This is a genomic window from Pantoea eucalypti, assembly GCF_009646115.1.
GTDB classification, from domain to species: Bacteria; Pseudomonadota; Gammaproteobacteria; order Enterobacterales; family Enterobacteriaceae; genus Pantoea; species Pantoea eucalypti.
This window is the reverse complement of sequence record NZ_CP045720.1, coordinates 1051446-1071847: the sequence shown is the minus strand read 5'-3', so window position 1 is coordinate 1071847 and position 20402 is coordinate 1051446. Positions and strand designations below refer to the sequence as shown.

Here is a 20402-nt window from a genome sequence, read left to right as displayed (position 1 = left end):
ACTTACTGGATATGCAGCTGCGGCGGTGTACTGCCGGTGGCGCGCCACTCCGGCACATACATCGACTCCACCTGCGGCGGTGGCATCAGATAGCGACCCGGCGTGACCGCCCGGGCCAGATAGACCAGCGTGGCGGGACGATAGGTATCCACCGCCAGGGCCGCGACGAATCGATCGTCTCGGAACTCGATGTGTTTGATATCAGCCTGCTGCATGTCACCCATGCTCTCCTTCAGCGCATCCGCACTGTCACCGAGGCTGGCGCTGCTATCTGCCAGATTCTGGTTTTCCAGCTCCAGACCGGCAGGCAGCAGATCCACCACCAGCGCATCGCTGATGCTGCGTTTCGAGGAGACCGTCAGACGAACCACCAGCAATTCACCGCTGCGCAGATTACTGAGATCGGCAGCTTTGCCATCCAGGGTGAAATATTCACGTTTTATCCCGAGCACATTACTCTCCGGCTGAGGCGCAGCCAGCGGATAACCGGTGACGTCCAGACGACCATACAGCGGCGCACTGCCCGGATTACTGATGGCTAGCCCCTGCAGCAGTTGCTCCGCGCCCAGCCCTTTATTCAGCGGTGCATCGCCCTGTAACGGAGCTGGGTTACCGGACAGCTGCGCCTGCCAGCTCCCGCCCTGCGCCTGCTGTAAGGTATGCGCAGCCAGATAAAGCGCGTTATTTTCCTGGGTCGAGAACCAGCGTTTTCCCCTGACCTCTTTGGAGAGCGACAGCAGCAGACTATTCTGCAAATCAGGCTGCAGCTTATTCTCTGCTAACAGGGCAATCATCATCCCCTCATCGCGCACCGTGCTGCCATAGTCGCCGTACCACGCTTTGTCCGAGCGGGTCAGCGTGGCACCCTGCATGATCGCAAGCGATGCGCGCTGCCCGTCACCCATTAGCTTCAGCGCGACACCCAGCTGCATCAGCGCCAGTCCGGAGCGGGCTTTCTCACGCTTTTCATACAATGCACGCAGCGCACCCAATGGCGCGCGCTGCTGACGCGCCAGCACCAATCCGGCGTAAGCCTGCACGCTGAACTGCAGCGCGGTGTTGTCGTCACTGCTGCCGCCGCTGATCTGCGCGGGATCCTGCAAGTAGCGCAGCAGCCGTGCGTTAGCGCGATCAACCACATTATCTGGTAGCGCATAGCCCGCCTCACTGGCGCGCAGCAGGAAGTCCGTTACATAAGGCGTCAGCCAGAACTCCTCTTCACTCTGTTTATCCCACAGCCCGAAACTGCCGTTGGCCCGCTGCATACCCGCCAGACGAGCAATGCCGGTGTCGACGGCGGCCCGTCGCGCTTCATCGCTGCTGGTTTTAATGCCCATAGCAGTTAGCTCGGCATGGCTGGTGTAAAGCGAAGGCCAGAGCCCGCTGGTAGTCTGTTCCAGACAGCCATAGGGATAGGCATAGAGCGCACTGATATAGCTGGCGATATTCAGCGGCGGACGATTGCTCAGCGTCAGTTGTCCACTCAGGGTCTGTGCATCCAGGCCGGTCAGCGCCGCTGCCGCTATCTGCCAGGGCTGATCGGGATTGATAACGGCATCAAAGTTCAGCGTCAGGGCAGGATAAGGCGGCCGGACGCCGATTTTCCACTGCTGTTTGCTGGCCTTAACCTGTTCACCCGGCAGGTTCAGACCGGAAATCTGTACGGCAATCTCGCCATCACCAAAGCCGGTTTTCGCCGTGACCGGAATCTGCAGTGTGGTACGAGCGCCTTTGGCCAGCGTCACGCTCTGGCTGGCCGCACCGGCCAGATCGACTAAGCCACTGCTGGTCACATCCACTTTCAGGGTTTGCGGCAGATCGGTCAGGTTCGTGAGATCGAGCGCCAGTGATGCCGAGTCGCCGCTGGCAAGGAAGCGCGGCGTGGCCAGTTCGCTGATCAGCGGCGCGGCGACCACCAGTTTGCGCTCTGCCGCGCCGAAACTGTCGTTGCTCCAGGCCTGGGTCATCAGCCGCAGTTCGCCATTAAACGCCGGGATCGGTAGCGTAATCGTCCCGTTGCCCTCTTTATCCAGCGTTACCGCCTGCAACTGTTGCGCCACGATATTCACATGCGTTACCGGCTTTTTACCGCCGCGCGTCATCGATTCATCTTCACCATCACCACCAAAACGCAGCGCCGCCAGTCGGCCACCGCCTTCGATCAGCTGACCAAAGACATCGTACTGATCGACGTTGTAGCGTTTACGGCCAAAGAAAGCCTGCCACGGATCGGGCGTTTTAAAATCTGTGACGCTCAGCACGCCACTGTCCACGGCTGACAACAGCACATTCACTTTTTCAGGCAGCGGACCACCGTCACGACTGGCGTGAACCCTGACCGTCAGGAGCTGTTCAGGACGAATTTTATCGGGCGCATCCAGCGTCAGGTTTAAGCGGCGCGCCTCTGTCGCCATCGGCAGGTGTAATAGCCCCACCGCGCGTTTTGGTGTTGCGCCACTGACCTTATCACCGTCACGCACCACGATAGCGCTGAAGTAGAGATCGTGACGCCGCCAGCTCTCAGCAACAGGGACATCCACTGTTGTGCCGCCCTCAGGTACAGTCAGCGGTTGCCACCAGAGCGTGCCGCTGCTCGACTCCACCATCAGGTAACCTTTACCGGCTGCCGGGGAGTCAACCTGCAGATGCACGGTGTCGCCCGGCTGGTAAGCCGCTTTGTCCAGCTTCAGTCTGACCTGATCCGGACGCAGTGCGCCCGTGCCGTTGGTGTTGTCCTGCCAGTCATAACCGGCCTGGAACCGCACGCTGCTGACGATCTTCTCGCCCGCCTGCACTTCCAGCCGGTAGTGGCCCCACTCAACCGGGAAGCTGACTTTGGTGCTGCCGTCAGCCGGGATTGAGATAGCGCGTTCATCTTCCTGCAGGTCTTTGTCGCCATACTGCGACTGCCAGCCTTCGCTGTCCGAGAAGCTCCAGTAGTAGTCACGGCGTTCACGAATCAGGCGCACATCCAGCTTGTCTGCCGCCAGTTTCTTGCCCTGACTGTTGGCATAGACAATATCGAATTCGGCCAGGCTCTCTTCCGGCACGGTAGGCTCATCGTGATAGCTGTCACTGCGGTAGTCATAAACGGCCTTGTTACCGAACAGCGGCCGGATACCCGGCAGAGCTTCTGCAGGCCAGATGGCCTGGGTAGCGCGTCGGGTGACCGGACGGCCGCCGGTCTCCAGCAGGCTGGCCTGCAGGATCAGGTTGAGCGGAGAGTGCAGCTGATCCCACTGACTCTCTACCGAAAGCTGCGCTTTACCGCTGGCGTCGAGTTTGAGATCGACCTCATCCAGCGTGCGCTTTAGCCCCTCTTCGGTAATGTCACCAAACTGGTAGCCCGGCAGTGCAGCCACCGCTTCGCGTGCCGGTCGCAGATAGAGTTGTCCCTGTAACGTGTTACCCGCCGCCGGTGCGCCATAGAGATAACGCCCCTCAATACCAAACTCAACGGGGGCATCAGCAGGCTGCGGCTGAGGGTCATTTTTCAGGGTTAACGCCATACGCTCCGGCAGAAAATCCTCGACGTGGAACGTCCATTCACGCTTGAGGTTATCGCCGGTATTGAGTCGCAGTATCCAGTTGCCGGTCATGGCAGATTCGGGCAGTGCCAGGCGCTGCTGGTAGAGGCCCGCCTCAGGCTGCCAGACAAAGGTTCGCATCACCTGGCCATCGGGCTGCACCAGTTCTGCTTTTATCGGCTGAACGGGCAACGGATGTCCGTCGGCATCACGCAGCAGCGCATTGACGATGACGATTTCGCCTGGGCGATAGATATCGCGCGGCCCAAAGACAAACAGCTGTTTGTCATAACCCTGCGGTCCGGCAACCGGAAACTCCGCGAGATCCAGCGCCGGACGCGACAGGTCAATCATTGAGGTCTGTTCACCCTGCACGGCCAGCAGGATCCTGCCTTTTTCATCCGCCCTGAGGCGCAGATGGCCGGTGTTGTCACTGGTGCCGCTTTGCAGCACCTGCCCTTTGGCATCCAGCAACCTGACGCTGACGCCGGAAAGTGGCTGGCCGTTTGCCAGGCTCTGGGCAAACAGTTCAAATTGAGTCGGGAAGCGATGCAGTGAGAGGCCAATGTCGCTCAGGGTGAAAAGTGTAGCGGGCTGGCTGTAGCGATACGTTCCAGCCTGCTTCATCACCGCCAGATAGACGCCCGGCTGCTGAAGCGCGGTAATGTCACTCATCGGCAACTGCAATTTTTCACGGGTGTTGCGCGCCGGATTAAGCTCGAAGCGACCGGAGTAGACCAGCTGGCTGCTTTTCAGCAGATCCTGTGACTGCCAGCTGGAGAGGTTATTGCCGTAATTCCACTGCGAGAGGAATTCTGCCAGGCCGGCATTCTTAATGCGGAAGAAATCGACATCGACCTGGTTCACATTTAGCGCCAGCACCGGCAGTCCCTGCGTGATACGCAGCGGCAGCAATGAACCGCGACTGGCAAACCCCACCATCGGCTGGATATCACTGGTGGCGATTTTCTGGCTGTAATCGGCGGCAAGCGTTTCACCGCTGGCCGCGCGCAATCCTGCATCCACCGTGACGGTGAAGTGACGTGAGGGTTCAGGATGACGGAAGCGCAACGTTTTGCGGTTAGCGGAAAGCTCCCAGCCGCCATCCACCCGGCCCTGTTTATCGTCAGTCAGCCTGACTTTTTGCGCGATATCCTGTTTATCATCCAGCGGCTGACTGAAGGTTAAGACCAGCGCAGCGGCACCGTCGATCTGCAGTTCTGAGAGATCGATAATGGTCAGCGGTTTGCTGACCTGAGCCGTTGAGGGTGCCTCTGCCGCCTGAAGAGGCAAAACAGGGAATAGAGTTGCTGACAGCAGCGAGCCACCGATCAGCATGCTGAGCAGCAGCCGGGTGTTGCGTTTCTTCATGGTAGTTCCTTCACCGGGACGCAGGGAGTGTCGTTTGATTACGCCGCGCAATTTCATATCAATGCTCGCATTTAATCAACGCTTCTCTTGAGATGGTGCGCACATTCCCTGACACTGGTATGACAGATTGCTGAGATGAGGTTGTTATGACGACGCCACTGTTTGTGTCCGCCGACTGGTTACAAGAGCACTACAACGATGAACGCCTTCAGGTACTGGATGCACGTTTGTTGCCACCCGGAATGGAAGCGGTTCGCGATATCCAGGCTGAGTATCTGGCGGGTCATTTACCTGACGCCCCTTACTTTGATATTGAAGCCCTTTCCGATCACACCAGCCCTTATCCGCATATGCTGCCGCGTGCCGAGACCTTTGCCGTCGCGATGCGCGAGCTGGGCATCAGCAGTGATAAACATCTGGTCGTTTATGACGAAGGCAATCTCTTTTCCGCACCCCGCGCCTGGTGGATGCTGAAGACCTTTGGTGTGGCTCAGGTGTCGATTCTGGCCGGGGGATTGCAGGGCTGGAAAGCGGCCGGTTTTGCGCTGGCAAGCGGCGAAGTGAATCTGCCGGAAGGTGAGTTTGAAGCCCACGCGGATGAAAGCCGGGTGAAACGCCTGACGGATGTGCTGCTGATCAGCCATGAAGGCGGCGCGCAGATTGTTGATGCCCGTGCTGCCAATCGTTTTAACGCTGAAGTGGACGAACCGCGTCCCGGCCTGCATCGCGGCCATATTCCCAACAGCCTGAACGTGCCGTGGAATATGCTGGTTGAGCAGGGAACACTCAAGCCGGAAGCGGAACTGCGCAGAATTTTTGCTGACGCAGGTGTCGATATTTCCCAGCCAGTGGTCGCCAGCTGTGGCTCAGGCGTAACGGCGGTGGTGTTGATTCTGGCGCTGACCGCGCTGGGCGCACGGGATGCCACGCTGTATGACGGATCCTGGGGCGAATGGGGCAGCCGGGACGACCTGCCTATTGCGAAATAAAAAACAGGCGGCTCATGAGCCGCCTGTTTGTATTGAGTGCGTCAGATAATCCGCTCACTGCCCTTGAAGTCACGCAGGAAACTGCCCCAGCGACGTTCATAGAAGGGGGTGATGTGCGCGGTAAAGAAGTGGCTGATGCCGCGATCGTTCGGCATCACTTCACAGATATCCACTGGCGCATCGTCTGGCAGCGTATCCGTTGCCACACTGCCCGCCGCCTGGATGATCGCTTCAATGTTGCTGTCCGCTTCAATGCCAATCAGTAAATTAGGTGCTTCGTCTGCCCGTTCACGAATGCTGGCAATAAATGCCCGACGCACCTGCTTATGCTTCGTAAACAACTGAGTCAGCGAGTCGATCATCTGTGCAGGCGGTTCAGCCACCTCAGAGAGCAGCAGTGACTGCCCGCCTTCCAGCACAGTCTGCTGACTTAGCGCACTGCCCTCTTCCGCCAGCAGATGCGTGATCTCCGCTGCAGTGAACTCTTTGCCGGAAGGCAGTTTAGGATTGAGAAACAGCGTCTCGCCACGCGTCATCTCAAACAACGTCCGTACCGGCAGACGCAGCCATGACTGCTCACCGTTTACCGCTTCACTCATCGCCTCTTCTGACGTGAAAAAAGGAATAATGCTGCTGCCATCCTCTTTTTCCCAGTGCTGGAGATCAACGGGCGTGCTGGCATCAAACTGTTGCGTGGTACTTTCGCCCGGAACAAAGACGTCAGATTCCAGCAGCAACTGGAAAAACTCGGGCCGATGGGCAGGCTCAGTCGCCGCCAGCTTCAGCACCTCTTCAAGACGGTTCATAGTTTCCCTCTGAACGTTTCCCTCTGAACAGCGGCAGCATCAGCCACCGCTGAGATCGGCTTATTTCAGTAACAGATTGGCGAGGGTACGCACGCCCAGACCTGTTGCACCTGCCGCCCACTGATCAACGGCGCCTTTGCGATAGGTCGCAGAGCAGTCGATGTGCAGCCAGCCCTGCTGATAGTTGCTGACGAAGTGTGACAGGAACGCTGCCGCGCTGCTGGCACCGGCCGCATGAGACGGACTGGCAATGTTATTAAGATCGGCAAAGTTAGACGGCAGATGGCTGCGATGGAATTCGGCCAGCGGCAGACGCCAGAAAGGTTCGTTCTCACTCACTGCGCTGCCCATCAGCGACTGCGCCATCACCTCATCAAAGGTGAACAGCGCATGGTAATCGTTGCCCAGCGCCGTTTTAGCCGCGCCGGTCAGCGTTGCGGCGTCAATGATCATCGTCGGGTTCTGCTCGCTGGCGTCGATCAAACCGTCGGCCAGCACCAGGCGGCCTTCCGCGTCGGTGTTCATCACTTCCACCGATTTGCCGTTGCGATAGCGAATAATGTCGCCCAGCTTGAAGGCGTTGCTGCTGACCATATTATCGGCGCAGCAGAGGTAGAGTTTGACGCGCTTGTTAAGACCGCGAGAAATCGCCATCGCCAGCGCGCCAGTCACCGTCGCCGCGCCGCCCATGTCAGACTTCATCGAGTCCATAAAGCTGCTCTGCTTCAGGCTGTAGCCGCCGGTATCAAAGGTAATGCCTTTACCGACCAGGCAGGCGTAAACCGGCGCATTCTCGTCGCCGGTCGGGTTGTAGTCGAGCGCCAGATAGACCGGCGGACGATTTGAACCGCGTCCCACAGTATGCAGGCCCATATAACCCTGCACCCGCAGTTCATCGCCTTTGGTAATACGATAGCTGACGGCGTCACCGCCCACTTCACTGATCAGATCGACGGCATTGTGCGCCAGCTGCTCCGGCCCCAGATCTTCTGCGGGCAGGTTAATGACGTTGCGCACCCAGTCGATGATTTTCAGACGGCGATCAAACTCCGCCTGCTCATGTTCGCCCAGTTCAGGCCAGTCAACCTGACGCTGGCCTTTCGGGCCACGGAAGCCCTGCCAGAATGCCCAGCACTGCTCAAGGTGCCAGCCTTCGCCGGTCAGCGCCACATGGCGGATGCCCTGGCCATCGATTTTATGGGCCGCACGCTGAATGGTATTCAGCGCATCTGCGCCGGTCAGGTGCAGTGTCATGCCGCTGTCGTTGCTGCTGAGAATCGCTTTTTCGCCCCAGCGCGCATCGGCGGGCTGGCTGCTAAGCGTAATGTTCATCGGTTGTGTGGTCATCGAAAAGCTCCGTAATCGTTATCTGTTTCATCCAGCCTGATTGTTATAACGGCTTTAATAAGATGTTAAATGTAATTCACAGAGAGACCTGATAACAGATTCCGCCGGGCGTTGCCAGCGAAGTGCCCATATTGGCGCAGTTTCCGGACTATCGCCGGGTATCAGGATTTCATTAAGGCCCGCAGACGGGTCACTGACTTCTGCACCAGTGCAATGGCGTAGTCGATCTCTTCTTCCGTCGTGAAGCGTCCCAGCGAGAAGCGAAGCGAACTGTGCGCCAGTTCTTCACTCAGGCCCAGCGCGCGCAGGACATAGGAAGGCTCCAGGCTGGCGGAGGTACAGGCCGAACCGGAAGAGAGCGCCAGGTCTTTCAGCGCCATGATCAGTGATTCACCCTCAACATCAGCGAAACTGAGGTTAAGAATATTCGGTGCACTCTGCTGCAGATCGCCATTAAGGGTAACGTCCGGCAGTGCGCTGATGCCCTGCCACAGGCGATCGCGCAGCGCCTGAATCCGCGCCATTTCAGTTTCGCGCTCTTCGGCGGCAATACGATAGGCTTCACCCATGCCGACAATCTGATGCACCGGCAAGGTCCCGGAGCGCATTCCGCGTTCATGTCCGCCGCCGTGGATCTGCGCAGCGATCTGCACGCGCGGTTTACGCCGTACATAGAGCGCGCCGATGCCTTTCGGGCCATAAAGCTTGTGGGCAGAAAACGACATCAAATCGACCGGTAACAGGCTGAGATCGATGGGCAATTTGCCAACGCTCTGGGTGGCATCAACATGGAACAGAATCTCACGCTCACGGCAAATCTCACCAAAGGCGGCAATATCCTGAATCACCCCGGTTTCATTGTTTACATGCATCAGAGTGACCAGAATCGTGTCGTCGCGCAGCGCTGCACGTAACTGGCCAGGTGAGATAATGCCATTGGTTGCTGGCGTCAGATACGTGACATCAAAGCCTTCACGCTCCAGCTGCTGGCAGCTGTCGAGCACCGCTTTATGTTCGGTCTGGCTGGTGATGATATGTTTGCCGCGTGCCTGGTGGGCATGGGCAGCGCCTTTGATCGCGAGGTTATCGGATTCGGTGGCGCCAGAGGTAAAGACGATTTCGCGGGGATCGGCGTTGACCAGTTCGGCGATCTGATTACGGGCAACATCAACCGCTTCTTCAGACTGCCAGCCAAAACGGTGCGATCGCGAGGCCGGATTACCGAACGTGCCATCCAGCGTCAGAAACTGCATCATTTTGCTGGCTACACGCGGATCGGCCGGCGTGGTGGCGGCATAATCCAGGTAAATCGGTAATTTCATTGCGCTACAGCTCCGTATAAAAAATCATACGTCTTTATAGCAGATTCGGCCCTGACCGCGTTAGCAGTTAGGGCCGCAACAGCGGGGATCAGGAGGCGCGTTGGTTAACGTTAATTCCCTGAGAACGCGGGCTCTGGAAGCGACGATTATCAATTGCATTCTGACGATCGGCCACATCCAGAATCTCCTGATTATTCACCAGCTCAGCCAGCGTAATATTGTTCAGGAATTCACTGATGCGCACGCTCAGGTCGCGCCACAGCACGTGAGTCAGGCAGCGCTCACCACCCTGACAACCTTCTTTACCCTGGCATTTGGTCGCATCAACTGACTCATCCACGGCGATAATCACTTCACCGACAGAGATGGTGCTGGATTCTTTACCCAACAGATAACCGCCACCCGGACCACGCACGCTCGAGACCAGACCATTTTTACGCAGTCGGGAGAATAACTGCTCCAGATAGGAGAGCGAGATGCCCTGACGCTCGGAAATATCCGCCAGCGGGACCGGACCTTCATGGGAGTGAAGGGCAACGTCCAGCATTGCAGTAACGGCATAACGTCCTTTGGATGTCAGTCTCATAGCGTGTGACCTCAATAGCGTCCGGTTATCGGAGGATTAGCAACAGATGCGCTGAAGTCTGCCATTCCCGAGTAATTTGGTCAACTATTTAACCTGGTAAATTAGTCAGGTATTTAACCTGGTAATTTACTCAACTATTATCTGCTTCTTTTTTCTCGTTTTTACGCTTTTCAAACGATGAAAGCATGCCACGCAGGATGTTGAGTTCATCACGTTCCGGGCGTGCGCGGGTGTATAAACGACGCAGTTTACTCATCACCTGACCCGGATTAGCTTCACGGATAAAACCGCTGTTCAGCATCATCTGCTCCATATGCTGATAGAAGCGTTCAAGGTCATCCACCAGCGGATAAGGGGATTCTTCATACTTCGGTGCCGGGCTGGCCTGCTCCTGCGACTGCAACCACGCCATGCGCACTTCATAGGCGATAATCTGCACCGCCATCGCCAGGTTCAGCGAACTGTATTCCGGGTTAGCCTGAATCGCGACGTGATAATGGCACTTCTGCAACTCTTCATTGGTCAGGCCAACACGTTCACGGCCAAACACCAGTGCAACAGGTGCCTGCTGGCCCTCTTCCACGCTTTTCACGCCACATTCACGTGCATCCAGCATCGGCCAGGGCAGGGAGCGGGAACGGGCGCTGGTCCCAACAACCAGACTGCATCCGGCGATCGCCTCATCCAGCGAGTCGACAATTTTAGCTTCGCCGATAACGTCACTGGCACCGGCGGCCAGGGAGATAGCCTGTGAATCAGGTTTGACCAGCGGATTAACCAGATAGAGGTTAGTTAAGCCCATGGTTTTCATGGCGCGCGCAACGGAGCCCATGTTACCGGTGTGAGAAGTCTCAACCAGCACGATACGAATATTTTGCAACATGATTAGGGTTACTCAGAAACGGGTCAGTAAAATCAGTAGGGCGAATATTAACATAAAGCAGGACATTTACCGAACACACTGCTATACTCCGCGCCGTTTTCCCCGTTCTTTAACATCCAGCGAGAGATACCGATGCATCCAATGCTCAACATTGCCGTGCGCGCAGCGCGCAAGGCCGGAAATTTAATTGCCAAATATTATGAAACCCCGGACGCCGTCGAAGCCAGCCAGAAAGGCAGCAACGACTTCGTAACGAATGTTGACCGCGAAGCAGAACGCCTGATTATCGAAATTATTCGTAAATCTTACCCGAAACACACCATCATCACTGAAGAAAGCGGTGAGCTGGCGGGCGAAGATCAGGATGTTCAATGGGTTATCGATCCGCTGGATGGCACCTCTAACTTCATCAAACGTTTACCTCACTTTGCTGTTTCGATCGCTGTGCGCATCAAAGGCCGCACTGAAGTCGCCGTTGTTTACGATCCTATGCGCAATGAACTGTTCACCTCTTCACGTGGTCAGGGCGCGCAGCTGAATGGCTACCGTCTGCGTGGCAGCACGGCACGCGATCTGGATGGCACCGTTCTGGCAACCGGCTTCCCGTTCAAAATGAAGCAGCACGCGCCTGCTTACATGAACATCATGACCAAACTCTTTACCCAGTGTGCTGATTTCCGTCGCACCGGTTCTGCTGCGCTGGATCTGGCTTATGTCGCTGCCGGTCGCGTCGATGGCTATTTTGAGATTGGCCTGAAGCCATGGGATTTTGCCGCGGGCGAACTGCTGGTGCGTGAAGCGGGCGGTCTGGTCACTGACTTCACCGGTAACCACGGCTATCTGCTGTCAGGTAACCTGGTCGCGGGTAACCCACGTGTCGTGAAATCGATGCTGTCGAATATGCGTGATGAGCTGAGCGAAGCGTTAAAACGCTAAGGTTCAGTACAGAAAAAGGCGGCTATCAGCCGCCTTTTTTGTTGCCTGTCATTCAGTGATGATTAACGACGTTCGTGTGCCAGCACCTGACGGGGCTGTGTACGACGACCGACCATACCCATCACACCGGCCAGGACGGCTTCGATGATCAGCAGAATCAGTGCATACCAGCTTGCTTTAGCGGTTGCAGCCGCGGCTTTCTCACCGGCTTCACGCGCTTTCTGTTCAGCCTGCTGTTTCAGTTCCTGGTATTTCTGAACGGCCTGCTGATAGTTCTGCTCAGTTTTAGCGACAATCTGATCCACTTCCTGATCGCTTTTACCGGTACGCGCTTTAATAATATTTTTCAGCGCATCACGGTCGGCTGCCTGCAGAGTATCTGAATGGCGATCCATCACACCTTTTACCCAGTTAGTCAGATCAGTATCAGCTGTCTGCGGATGATTCGCGGTGTTGCTAGCCTGGTTTTCTGCATTCTGCGCTTCTTTATTTGCGTCCTGCTTCAAATTCTCGGGTTGTAATTCCGGTTTGCCTGTCTGGCGTAATGTCGTTTCCAGTTCGTTCTGCAGGTTATCTAAATTAATATTATTCTCCTGCAGCTTTTGTTTTGCCATTTGAGTAACCGAAGGCGCTGCCGCGGAAATACCACTACCGAGTGCCTGGAAACCTGAACCCACAATATTCATCGCGCCGCCTAATACACTGGTCGCCAGTGCAATAGCCAGGTAAATAGTGAAAATTGTGCTAAGGCCAAACATCAATAAACCGTGCAGGGCCCCTTCGCGTTGAGCCAGTCGCCCGGCAACATAACTCCCTGCCGCCATCGCAACCAGCATTTCAATGGCTGTCCAGACCAGTGCGCCAGTACCCAGGCCGTCGAGAGGATTCTGTTCTTTCATCGGATCAATGGTGGTGGCACCAATGGCTGTTCCCAGCAATGTCAGAATGATATGAACGATTAAGGCACAAATAACACCGGCAAAAACGGCGCTCCAGGAAATACGCTTTAACGGTAATCCTGCAGGTCCGGTCGCCAGCGTTTCGGTGTAGCCATTATTAATACGGGTATCAGCCATGAAATATACTCCTCGCAATAAACAGAAAGCTGTCTTGATCTTTTATCATGCCGACGGCGGAATGCCGTTTTGGTATTAACAGCGTAGACAGGGAATAGTGATTTCACCACTGAACTACTCAGATAAAAAATTAAAGTGATGAAGCCTCAGATAATTAGCGAGGTAAAGATAACAGCGGAAATTTTATTCCCGCTGCGCTTTTAGTCAGAAAGGTCGAATTCCGCCGCCCAACGTTAACCGGGCAGACTGCCATAATGCAATACCCACTACGATTAATATCAGGCTACCGGTCAAAGCCAGGATGGGAATCAGAAGTCGCATGATGCCAGCACCAGCACCAGGCTGTGCCAGCCGCTGTGCTACCGAGCGCGCCTGTTGCACCAGCAAACCAATAGCGGAAATAGTCAGGGCCGTGCCCAGTGCCATTACCGCAGCAGAGAGAATGCCCCAGCCATAAACACCAATCACTTTGGCGAACAGCAGCATCATAATCGCGCCAGAACAGGGACGTAAGCCCATCGACACCACAACCAGCATCTGAGTTTTCCAGCTGACGTTGCCATTCATCTGCTGCGGCGTCGGCAGATGTGCGTGGCCGCATCCGCAATGCTCGTCATGCTGATGCTGCGGCTGGAAAGCACGAAATACCGGAGCGGGTCGTGGGCGCAACGCCAGCCACAGCGCACGCAGCGCCCGATACCCGATCATCACACCCAGCCCGATCACCAGCAGATAACTGCCCTTTTCAAGCCAGAAACTGCTGAGATGCAGCTGGCGCGACGACGTTTTCAGCAGCACCAGCATCACCGTGACCAGCACAATCGCGACCGATCCCTGCAGCAGTGAGGCAAGCAGCGTCAGCCTGATACTGGTTCTGACGCGGCTCGGATGGGTCGCCAGAAAGGTCGCGATCACCACTTTTCCGTGGCCCGGTCCCAGCGCGTGCAGCACGCCATAGATCAGGCTGAATATCACCAGCGATATGCCTGCCTGGTGTGGCTGCTCCGCGACCTGCTGTAACAGCTGAGTCATCTGCCGGTGCAAATCTTTCTGCCACAATACACTCTGAAGCAGAATCTGCGACCAGTAAAGCCAGACCAGCAGTGCGCCGCCAGAGAAGAGTCCTGCTATCAGCCAGAGTGGCCAGAGTCGGGTGGCCCTGGAAGGCGTGGAGATTATTGACATTTCAGTACCACCGTTTGTGCGAACTGGCGGCCTAAATCCATCTCTTCAGCCGGGGCATCCGCTTTGTCCAGCGACAGCGCATACTGTTTCAGTGAGTCGTTGGGTTTGGGCGTATTGAGGGTAAACCGGCAACGCGTCTGCAGTGCAGGCGGCAGCGTTAAAGCACCGGGATTGTCGTAAAACATATCGACGAAATAGGTGGGATCAAAAGTCAGGATCTCAAAGCGCTGTCCGGTCAGCTTCGGGGGTTCCGCCAGCGGCAGAATAAATTCCAGCACCGCTTTGTGGCCGTTTCGCGAAAGGTTATATTCCGTTGGCAGATTCAAAAACTTTACCCGCTGTTGGTTGTGCCAGATTTCTGAGAAGTAGTGCTGGCCCAGCACGTTTGCCATCACACCCGCTGCCAGCTTTTTCCACACTACAGTGCCAGGTTTCGCGTCGCCCGCGTCATACAGCAGATCAGCGGAGGTAATCTCATCCATGGTCCAGGTCATCTTCAACCCGCTAAAGGTGTCATCCTTCACCACCAGTTCCGTTTTCATATCAATGAAGCTGTGAGGGTGTGCCAGCACAGCCGGACTTAATACCATTAACAGAGCAAAGAGTGCGCGTTTCATAATGTTATAAAGTAACGTTCCCGACGAAAAGAATCTATAAGTAACAAAATTTTGTGACCCGCCTTAAACCTCTGGCAAATAAACCGCGTAAACCGCGCAGGCGCTGAACGGGTTGACTATTCTTAGCTCAAAATAGCCTGCTGGAAATCTGATTGATGAGTTCTGCTACCCCTTTGGCACCACTCTTCTCCCGTTCACAGCGTCAGTGCCATCTTTTATTGCTGCTGTTTCTGCCGACACCTTTGCTTACGCTTGAAAAAGTCTGCCAGCTGAATGGCGTCGATCCTGACGTTGCCCGACAGGATATCGCGGATGTGGGCCATGAGATACAGCGATATCACCAGCTGGAATTGCATCAGATGGTAGATGGCAGCTTTCGTCTTCATGGAACTGAGCTGGATCGGCGCCTCTGTCTGCTGCATAACCTGCGACGCAGTCTGCGTTTATCGCAGGACTTCGTCTGCGAACATTTTGCCGCGCCTCTGCGTCAGCGCCTGAAAGTCATGAAGATTGAGAAAGCGCTGTGGGATGAGACCAATTTACAGGCACTGATTCAGCACTGTAGCCTGCGCCTGAAGCGTGACTTCAGCGAACGTGACCGGCTGTTTCTGCAGATATTCATGAAGTATGGCTTGTGCCAGCGTCAGCCGGTGCTGTTCAGTGAGGCGCAATGTCTCTGGCTGCAGCAGAAGCCTGAGCGGCAGGCCGCTGAGGATGTGATCTACCACTGGCGCAAACGCTGCCATATTGCTCCGCCCGTCAGTGAAGCGGATTTCTGGACGCTGCTGTTCAGCCAGATACATACGCCGGTCGTGGACGCGATTGCGCATCCTGCTGAACAGCAGTTAATGAAAGCGACTCAGCAGCTGATTGATGATTTTGAAGCCTGTGCCGGGATTACCTTTGCTGACCGCAATGAACTGCTGCACCAGCTCTATCCGCATCTGGCGCAGGCGCTGGATCGCACCCATTTCAATATCGGTATCGACAATAGCGTGGCACTGGATGTCAGCCGCCTCTATCCGCGTCTGCTTCGCACCACTCAGCAGGCGCTGCAGGCTTTTGAGCAGCACTACCGCATCGCTTTTACACCGGAAGAGGTGAGTTTAATTACCATTATTTTCGGCGCCTGGCTGATGCAGGAGAGTGCGCTGCAGGAGAAGCAGGTGCTGATCCTGACCGGCGACGACGCCGATCTGGAACAGGATGTAGAACAGCAGATTCGTGAGATCACGCTGCTGCCAATTAATATTACCTATCAGGACGTGAAACTGTTTCAGCGGGAGGGCGCGCCACGTGATGTCGACATCATCATTTCGCCCTACCCGACCTCGTTGCCACTCTACTCTCCGCCGCTGGTGCATGCGGAACTGCCGCTGACGTTACACCATCAGCAGCGTATTCGTTATTTACTGGAGTCGTAGCCGGGCCGCAGAAACAGCGCGGGCAGTGCCACCAGTGCCATCACCCAGAACAGATGCCCCTGCAGATGGGCGAACAGCACGCCGCAGATCATCGTCATTATCGCAATGCCACCGCCCATCGCCAGCGCGGAATAGAGCGACTGCAGTCGGATGACTTCCGCCCCCTGACGCGCGGCGATAAATCGCATCGCTGCAAGATGGCAGACGGTGAAGCTGCCACAGTGGAGAATTTGCGCCACAATCAGCAGCGGCAGCGCCGTTGTCGCCCCCATCAGACCCCAGCGAATTAGCGCGCAGATGCCCGAAAGCAGCAGCAGATCGCGCGCGCTCCAGCGGCGGAACAGCCGGTTGCTCATGGCAAAGACGACAATCTCTGCCACCACGCCCAGCGACCAGAGATAGCCCACCGTCGAGGCGGAATAGCCGCTCTCCTGCCACCAGATAGCACTGAAGCCATAATAGGCGGCGTGTGCGCCCTGCAGCAGTGTCACGCAGAGCATGAATCGCCATACCGCATTCTCGCGCAGTAACGCCCGCCACTCCTGCCATCCACCGCCCGCAGGGCCCTGTCGCTCATGGCCCTGCGGTTGTGTGACGGGTGTCAGCATCATGCCCGCCAGCATAGAAATGACGCCAATGGATAACAGCATCAGAATTGCGTTTGAGGACCAGGCGCTGACCAGCACGCCGGTTAACGCCGAGCTGATGACAAAGGCCAGCGAGCCCCACAGCCTGACCGGCCCGTATGCCAGCCCAATCTGCTGTGTCCAGGTGGCGGCCAGCGCATCGCTGAGGGGAACCAGCGGTGAGAAAAAGAGGTTAAAGCCAATCATCACGGTAAGCAGCCACATCCACTGCTCGCCCACCCAGAAACCGGCGGCGAACAGACAGGTCATCAGCGCCAGCAGGCGCAGCGCCGTAATCAACCGTGATGGATTTTTGACCTGAGAAGCGATAAGCAGACTGCCGACAAAGCGCGCGACCATGCCACATCCGAGCAGCAGGCCAATCTTTTCAGCATCCAGGCCGGTGCCTTTCAGCCACACGCCCCAGAATGGCAGATAGATGCCGTAACAGAAGAAGTAAGTGAAGTAGCCCAATCCGAGCCATCTGGCGGAGCCGATTGCCATATTCCCTCCAGTAAGTTTGCTGCCAGGCAGCATAAACAGGCGTTACTCTGGCAGAGCACTGCGGAGCAGGCAATAAAAAAGGATGGCAATTGCCATCCTTTTTGTGCTGTCTTACAACAGGTTAGCGATTAAGCGTAGACCGGCAGACGGCTGCAGATATCCAGCACTTTCTTTTTGGTGCGCTCAATGGTGGCTTCGTCATTGACGTTATCCAGTACATCAGCGATCCAGCCAGCCAGCTCACGCACGTCTGCTTCGTTGAAGCCACGACGCGTAACGGCAGGTGTACCGATACGGATACCCGACGTCACAAACGGGCTTTTCGGGTCGTTCGGTACGCTGTTCTTGTTAACCGTGATGTTGGCACGGCCCAGCGCGGCATCCGCTTCTTTACCGGTCAGGTTTTTGCTCACCAGATCGATCAGGAACAGATGGTTATAGGTGCCACCGGAAACGATGTCATAGCCACGCTCAATCAGCACTTCAACCATCGCTTTGGCATTTTTTGCCACCTGCTGCTGGTAGGTTTTAAACTCCGGCTCCATCGCCTCTTTGAAGGCAACTGCTTTACCCGCGATAACGTGCATCAGAGGACCGCCCTGGCCGCCCGGGAAGACAGCAGAGTTCAGTTTCTTGTAGAAATCTTCGTCGCCGTTTTTAGCCAGAATGATACCACCGCGCGGACCCGCCAGCGTTTTGTGGGTGGTGGAGGTCACGACGTGCGCATGGGGAATCGGGCTTGGATAAACGTCCGCGGCAATCAGGCCGGCAACGTGGGCCATATCGACAAACAGCCAGGCACCCACGCTATCCGCGATTTCACGCATTTTCGCCCAGTCGCAGACGCCAGAGTAAGCTGAGAAGCCGCCAACGATCATTTTTGGCTTGTGGGTTTTCGCCAGTTCAGCCAGCTCGTCGTAATTGATTTTTCCGGTCTCATCGATACCGTAAGCAACCACGTTATAGAGTTTGCCAGACAGGTTAACCGGTGAGCCGTGAGTCAGGTGTCCACCGTGCGCCAGGTTCATCCCGAGGATAGTATCGCCCGGCTGAAGCAGCGCCGTATAAACAGCGAAGTTAGCCTGTGAACCTGAGTGTGGCTGCACGTTAGCGTAATCAGCACCAAACAGCGCTTTTGCGCGGTCGATCGCCAGCTGCTCAACGATATCAACGTACTCACAGCCGCCGTAGTAACGTTTGCCCGGATAGCCTTCAGCGTATTTATTGGTGAGCTGAGAACCCTGTGCCTGCATAACACGCGGGCTGGTGTAGTTTTCAGAAGCAATCAGTTCAATGTGCTCTTCCTGACGCACTGTCTCCTGCTCCATTGCCTGCCACAACTCGGCATCGTAATCGGCAATGTTCATATCACGCTTTAACATCCGGATCTCCTGACTCAGCTAACTTTCTGACGGTATTTACCCCCCTTCAGGGGCGAAGGCCAACAGTGTAAACCGTTTTAACAGGTGAAGGTAGGGTGAACCGCCTCTTTTTACGCAAACGATTGGCTGGCGACTGGCAGCGCTTTTTTACACCTTTTTAGCCTGTTCAGCCGTCACATTTTTTCTCAACGATGTGACGGCGTCGTCTGTTGATGCACCAAAAAGTTGCCACATGGGGAGCCAGAAAGTTTCCCGGCTTATTTACACCACAGGCAAGGCGGCTATAACATGCATTTAAAATACATGTTTAATAAGAGGCCATTGATATGCTTGATGCACACACCATCGCCACCGTTAAATCGACGCTGCCTGCCATAGCCGCCTGCGGTCCAAAGCTTACCGCACACTTCTATGACCGTATGCTGTCGCACCACCCTGAACTCAAAAACGTCTTCAATATGAATAACCAGCGCAATGGCGATCAGCGCGAAGCGTTGTTCAACGCTATCTGCGCCTATGGCGCGAATCTGGAGAATCTGGCCGTGCTGCTGCCTGCGGTAGAAAAAATCGCGCAGAAACACACCAGCCTGAATATTCAGCCTGCCCAATACGCCATCGTCGGTGAAAATCTGCTGGCGACCATCAAAGAATTGCTGAATCCCGGTGACGAGGCGCTGGCTGCGTGGGGCCAGGCCTATGGCATCCTGGCGGATGTGTTCATCAATCGGGAAGAAGAGATCTATCAGGCCACAGCGCAGCAAACCGGCGGCTGGCGTGGCACCCGCGCGTTTCGCATCAGCGCAGTTGAGCAGCAGAGCGAGGTCATTAAAAGCTTTACCTTCACGCCGGTGGATGGCGGCCCGGTAGCCGCTTTTAAACCGGGTCAGTATCTGACAGTACACCTGCAGCCTGCCAGCTTCGAGCATCACCAGATTCGTCAGTACTCACTGACGCATCTCAGCAACGGTAAAGCGTATCGTATTGCGGTGAAACGCGAAGCGCAGGGCACGGTCTCCGGCTGGCTGCATCAGCATGGCAAAGTGGGTGATGAGCTGATGCTCGCCGCACCGCACGGCGACTTCTTCCTGGAGGTCGATTCTGGCACGCCAGTCGCACTTATCTCTGCGGGCGTGGGTCAGACGCCGATGCTGGCGATGCTGCATTCACTGGCAGCCAGCGAGCATCGCGCACCGGTCAGCTGGCTGCACGCCGCAGAGAACGGCAAACAGCATGCGTTTGGCGAGGAAGTGAGTGCCACTGGCGCGCAGCTCGCCGATTTTATCAGTGAGGTCTGGTATCGCGATCCCGCTGCTGAAGATACCGGTCGCTATGACACGCAGGGGCTGATGGATATCAGCAAAATGGCTGCACGATTAGCGTCATCCGATACCCACTTCTATCTCTGTGGACCGCTACCCTTTATGCAGCATGTGGTGGCGCAACTGCGCGATGCCCGCGTGGCAGATGCACGCATTCATTACGAACTTTTTGGCCCGCACAAAGGGATGTAAATCTGCTACTAAGTTCAGGCAGCAACAGACAGCTTCAAAGCGAAGGGAACTCGGGCAGAAGAGGAAAGCGTCCCGCGACATGGACAAAAACGCCGGGAGCGTTTTTGAACAACGCAAAGCGTTGGCCCGGCAACGGGCGCACCTCAGGGACGAGGTGCGTACTAAAAACGCCGGGAGCGTTTTTGAACAATGCAACGCGTTGGCCCGTTTACGGGCGCACCTCAGGGATGAGGTGCGTAATCGTCCGGGCCGAGCGTGCCATGGATGGCGGGTTTTGCGTCTTTCCGATCTGACCGGGTTCTCTGCGCTG

15 protein-coding genes are annotated in these 20402 nt (G+C 56.1%); 4 read left to right on the top strand and 11 right to left on the bottom strand.

What is annotated here, in order from left to right; genetic code table 11:
- Positions 1-2: 2 nt before the first annotated feature.
- Positions 3-4898 carry an alpha-2-macroglobulin family protein gene (locus EE896_RS05040; protein WP_140915731.1) on the bottom strand — a complete coding sequence of 1632 codons (4896 nt, stop codon included), beginning with the start codon at positions 4896-4898 and terminating at the stop codon, positions 3-5.
- A gap of 146 nt (positions 4899-5044) precedes the next feature.
- On the opposite strand from EE896_RS05040, the gene sseA reads away from it, so the two are divergent.
- Positions 5045-5887, top strand: coding sequence for a 3-mercaptopyruvate sulfurtransferase (sseA, locus tag EE896_RS05035; RefSeq protein ID WP_003848671.1), 843 nt, complete (start codon positions 5045-5047; stop codon positions 5885-5887).
- 41 nt (positions 5888-5928) lie between these two features.
- Here the strand turns inward: sseA and sseB are convergent, their stop codons facing one another.
- From sseB to trmJ, 5 genes are all read right to left on the bottom strand, one after another.
- The gene (gene sseB, locus EE896_RS05030; RefSeq protein WP_003848669.1) at positions 5929-6693 is read right to left on the bottom strand and encodes an enhanced serine sensitivity protein SseB; all 765 of its coding nucleotides are present in this window, start codon (positions 6691-6693) and stop codon (positions 5929-5931) included.
- A 60-nt stretch (positions 6694-6753) separates the two neighbouring features.
- A complete protein-coding gene (gene pepB / locus EE896_RS05025) occupies positions 6754-8040 on the bottom strand; it encodes an aminopeptidase PepB (protein WP_003848667.1) in 1287 nt (428 codons plus the stop codon).
- 161 nt (positions 8041-8201) lie between these two features.
- Positions 8202-9362: an IscS subfamily cysteine desulfurase gene (locus tag EE896_RS05020; protein ID WP_140915732.1), complete on the bottom strand. Its 1161-nt coding sequence runs from the start codon at positions 9360-9362 to the stop codon at positions 8202-8204.
- An 88-nt stretch (positions 9363-9450) separates the two neighbouring features.
- On the bottom strand, positions 9451-9948 hold the full coding sequence (gene iscR / locus EE896_RS05015) for a Fe-S cluster assembly transcriptional regulator IscR (protein WP_140915733.1): 498 nt from the start codon (positions 9946-9948) through the stop codon (positions 9451-9453).
- 130 nt (positions 9949-10078) lie between these two features.
- Positions 10079-10831, bottom strand: a complete 753-nt coding sequence (gene trmJ, locus EE896_RS05010; RefSeq protein ID WP_003848663.1) for a tRNA (cytosine(32)/uridine(32)-2'-O)-methyltransferase TrmJ — start codon at positions 10829-10831, stop codon at positions 10079-10081.
- Between the two features lie 132 nt (positions 10832-10963).
- Between trmJ and suhB the strand changes: the two genes are divergently transcribed.
- Positions 10964-11767, top strand: a complete 804-nt coding sequence (gene suhB / locus EE896_RS05005) for an inositol-1-monophosphatase (protein WP_008926709.1) — start codon at positions 10964-10966, stop codon at positions 11765-11767.
- 62 nt (positions 11768-11829) lie between these two features.
- Here suhB and EE896_RS05000 read toward each other — a convergent pair whose 3' ends face one another.
- From EE896_RS05000 to EE896_RS04990, 3 genes are all read right to left on the bottom strand, one after another.
- A complete protein-coding gene (locus tag EE896_RS05000; protein WP_008926710.1) occupies positions 11830-12843 on the bottom strand; it encodes a TIGR04086 family membrane protein in 1014 nt (337 codons plus the stop codon).
- Positions 12844-13047: 204 nt separating this feature from the next.
- Entirely contained in the window at positions 13048-14028 is a 981-nt protein-coding gene (locus EE896_RS04995; RefSeq protein WP_140915734.1) for a nickel/cobalt transporter, read from the bottom strand.
- Positions 14019-14645 (bottom strand): DUF1007 family protein, encoded by a 627-nt coding sequence (locus EE896_RS04990; RefSeq protein WP_140915735.1) that lies wholly within the window; start codon positions 14643-14645, stop codon positions 14019-14021. The genes EE896_RS04995 and EE896_RS04990 overlap by 10 nt, the downstream gene beginning before the upstream one ends.
- A 155-nt stretch (positions 14646-14800) precedes the next feature.
- Between EE896_RS04990 and csiE the strand changes: the two genes are divergently transcribed.
- The gene (gene csiE, locus EE896_RS04985) at positions 14801-16069 is read left to right on the top strand and encodes a stationary phase inducible protein CsiE (RefSeq protein ID WP_003848654.1); all 1269 of its coding nucleotides are present in this window, start codon (positions 14801-14803) and stop codon (positions 16067-16069) included.
- Here csiE and EE896_RS04980 read toward each other — a convergent pair.
- The gene (locus EE896_RS04980; RefSeq protein ID WP_003848653.1) at positions 16051-17199 is read right to left on the bottom strand and encodes a 3-phenylpropionate MFS transporter; all 1149 of its coding nucleotides are present in this window, start codon (positions 17197-17199) and stop codon (positions 16051-16053) included. The genes csiE and EE896_RS04980 overlap by 19 nt on opposite strands.
- Before the next feature lie 128 nt (positions 17200-17327).
- Positions 17328-18581: a serine hydroxymethyltransferase gene (gene glyA, locus EE896_RS04975; RefSeq protein ID WP_003848651.1), complete on the bottom strand. Its 1254-nt coding sequence runs from the start codon at positions 18579-18581 to the stop codon at positions 17328-17330.
- Positions 18582-18907: 326 nt separating this feature from the next.
- On the opposite strand from glyA, the gene hmpA reads away from it, so the two are divergent.
- Positions 18908-20092, top strand: coding sequence for an NO-inducible flavohemoprotein (gene hmpA, locus EE896_RS04970; RefSeq protein ID WP_140915736.1), 1185 nt, complete (start codon positions 18908-18910; stop codon positions 20090-20092).
- Positions 20093-20402: the final 310 nt, after the last annotated feature.

Coding starts and splice junctions, on each gene's coding strand:
- EE896_RS05040 (WP_140915731.1), bottom strand. CDS start 4,898: ATGAAGAAACGCAACACCCGGCTGCTGCTCAGCATGCTGATCGGTGGC.
- sseA (WP_003848671.1), top strand. CDS start 5,045: ATGACGACGCCACTGTTTGTGTCCGCCGACTGGTTACAAGAGCACTAC.
- sseB (WP_003848669.1), bottom strand. CDS start 6,693: ATGAACCGTCTTGAAGAGGTGCTGAAGCTGGCGGCGACTGAGCCTGCC.
- pepB (WP_003848667.1), bottom strand. CDS start 8,040: ATGACCACACAACCGATGAACATTACGCTTAGCAGCCAGCCCGCCGAT.
- EE896_RS05020 (WP_140915732.1), bottom strand. CDS start 9,362: ATGAAATTACCGATTTACCTGGATTATGCCGCCACCACGCCGGCCGAT.
- iscR (WP_140915733.1), bottom strand. CDS start 9,948: ATGAGACTGACATCCAAAGGACGTTATGCCGTTACTGCAATGCTGGAC.
- trmJ (WP_003848663.1), bottom strand. CDS start 10,831: ATGTTGCAAAATATTCGTATCGTGCTGGTTGAGACTTCTCACACCGGT.
- suhB (WP_008926709.1), top strand. CDS start 10,964: ATGCATCCAATGCTCAACATTGCCGTGCGCGCAGCGCGCAAGGCCGGA.
- EE896_RS05000 (WP_008926710.1), bottom strand. CDS start 12,843: ATGGCTGATACCCGTATTAATAATGGCTACACCGAAACGCTGGCGACC.
- EE896_RS04995 (WP_140915734.1), bottom strand. CDS start 14,028: ATGTCAATAATCTCCACGCCTTCCAGGGCCACCCGACTCTGGCCACTC.
- EE896_RS04990 (WP_140915735.1), bottom strand. CDS start 14,645: ATGAAACGCGCACTCTTTGCTCTGTTAATGGTATTAAGTCCGGCTGTG.
- csiE (WP_003848654.1), top strand. CDS start 14,801: ATGAGTTCTGCTACCCCTTTGGCACCACTCTTCTCCCGTTCACAGCGT.
- EE896_RS04980 (WP_003848653.1), bottom strand. CDS start 17,199: ATGGCAATCGGCTCCGCCAGATGGCTCGGATTGGGCTACTTCACTTAC.
- glyA (WP_003848651.1), bottom strand. CDS start 18,581: ATGTTAAAGCGTGATATGAACATTGCCGATTACGATGCCGAGTTGTGG.
- hmpA (WP_140915736.1), top strand. CDS start 18,908: ATGCTTGATGCACACACCATCGCCACCGTTAAATCGACGCTGCCTGCC.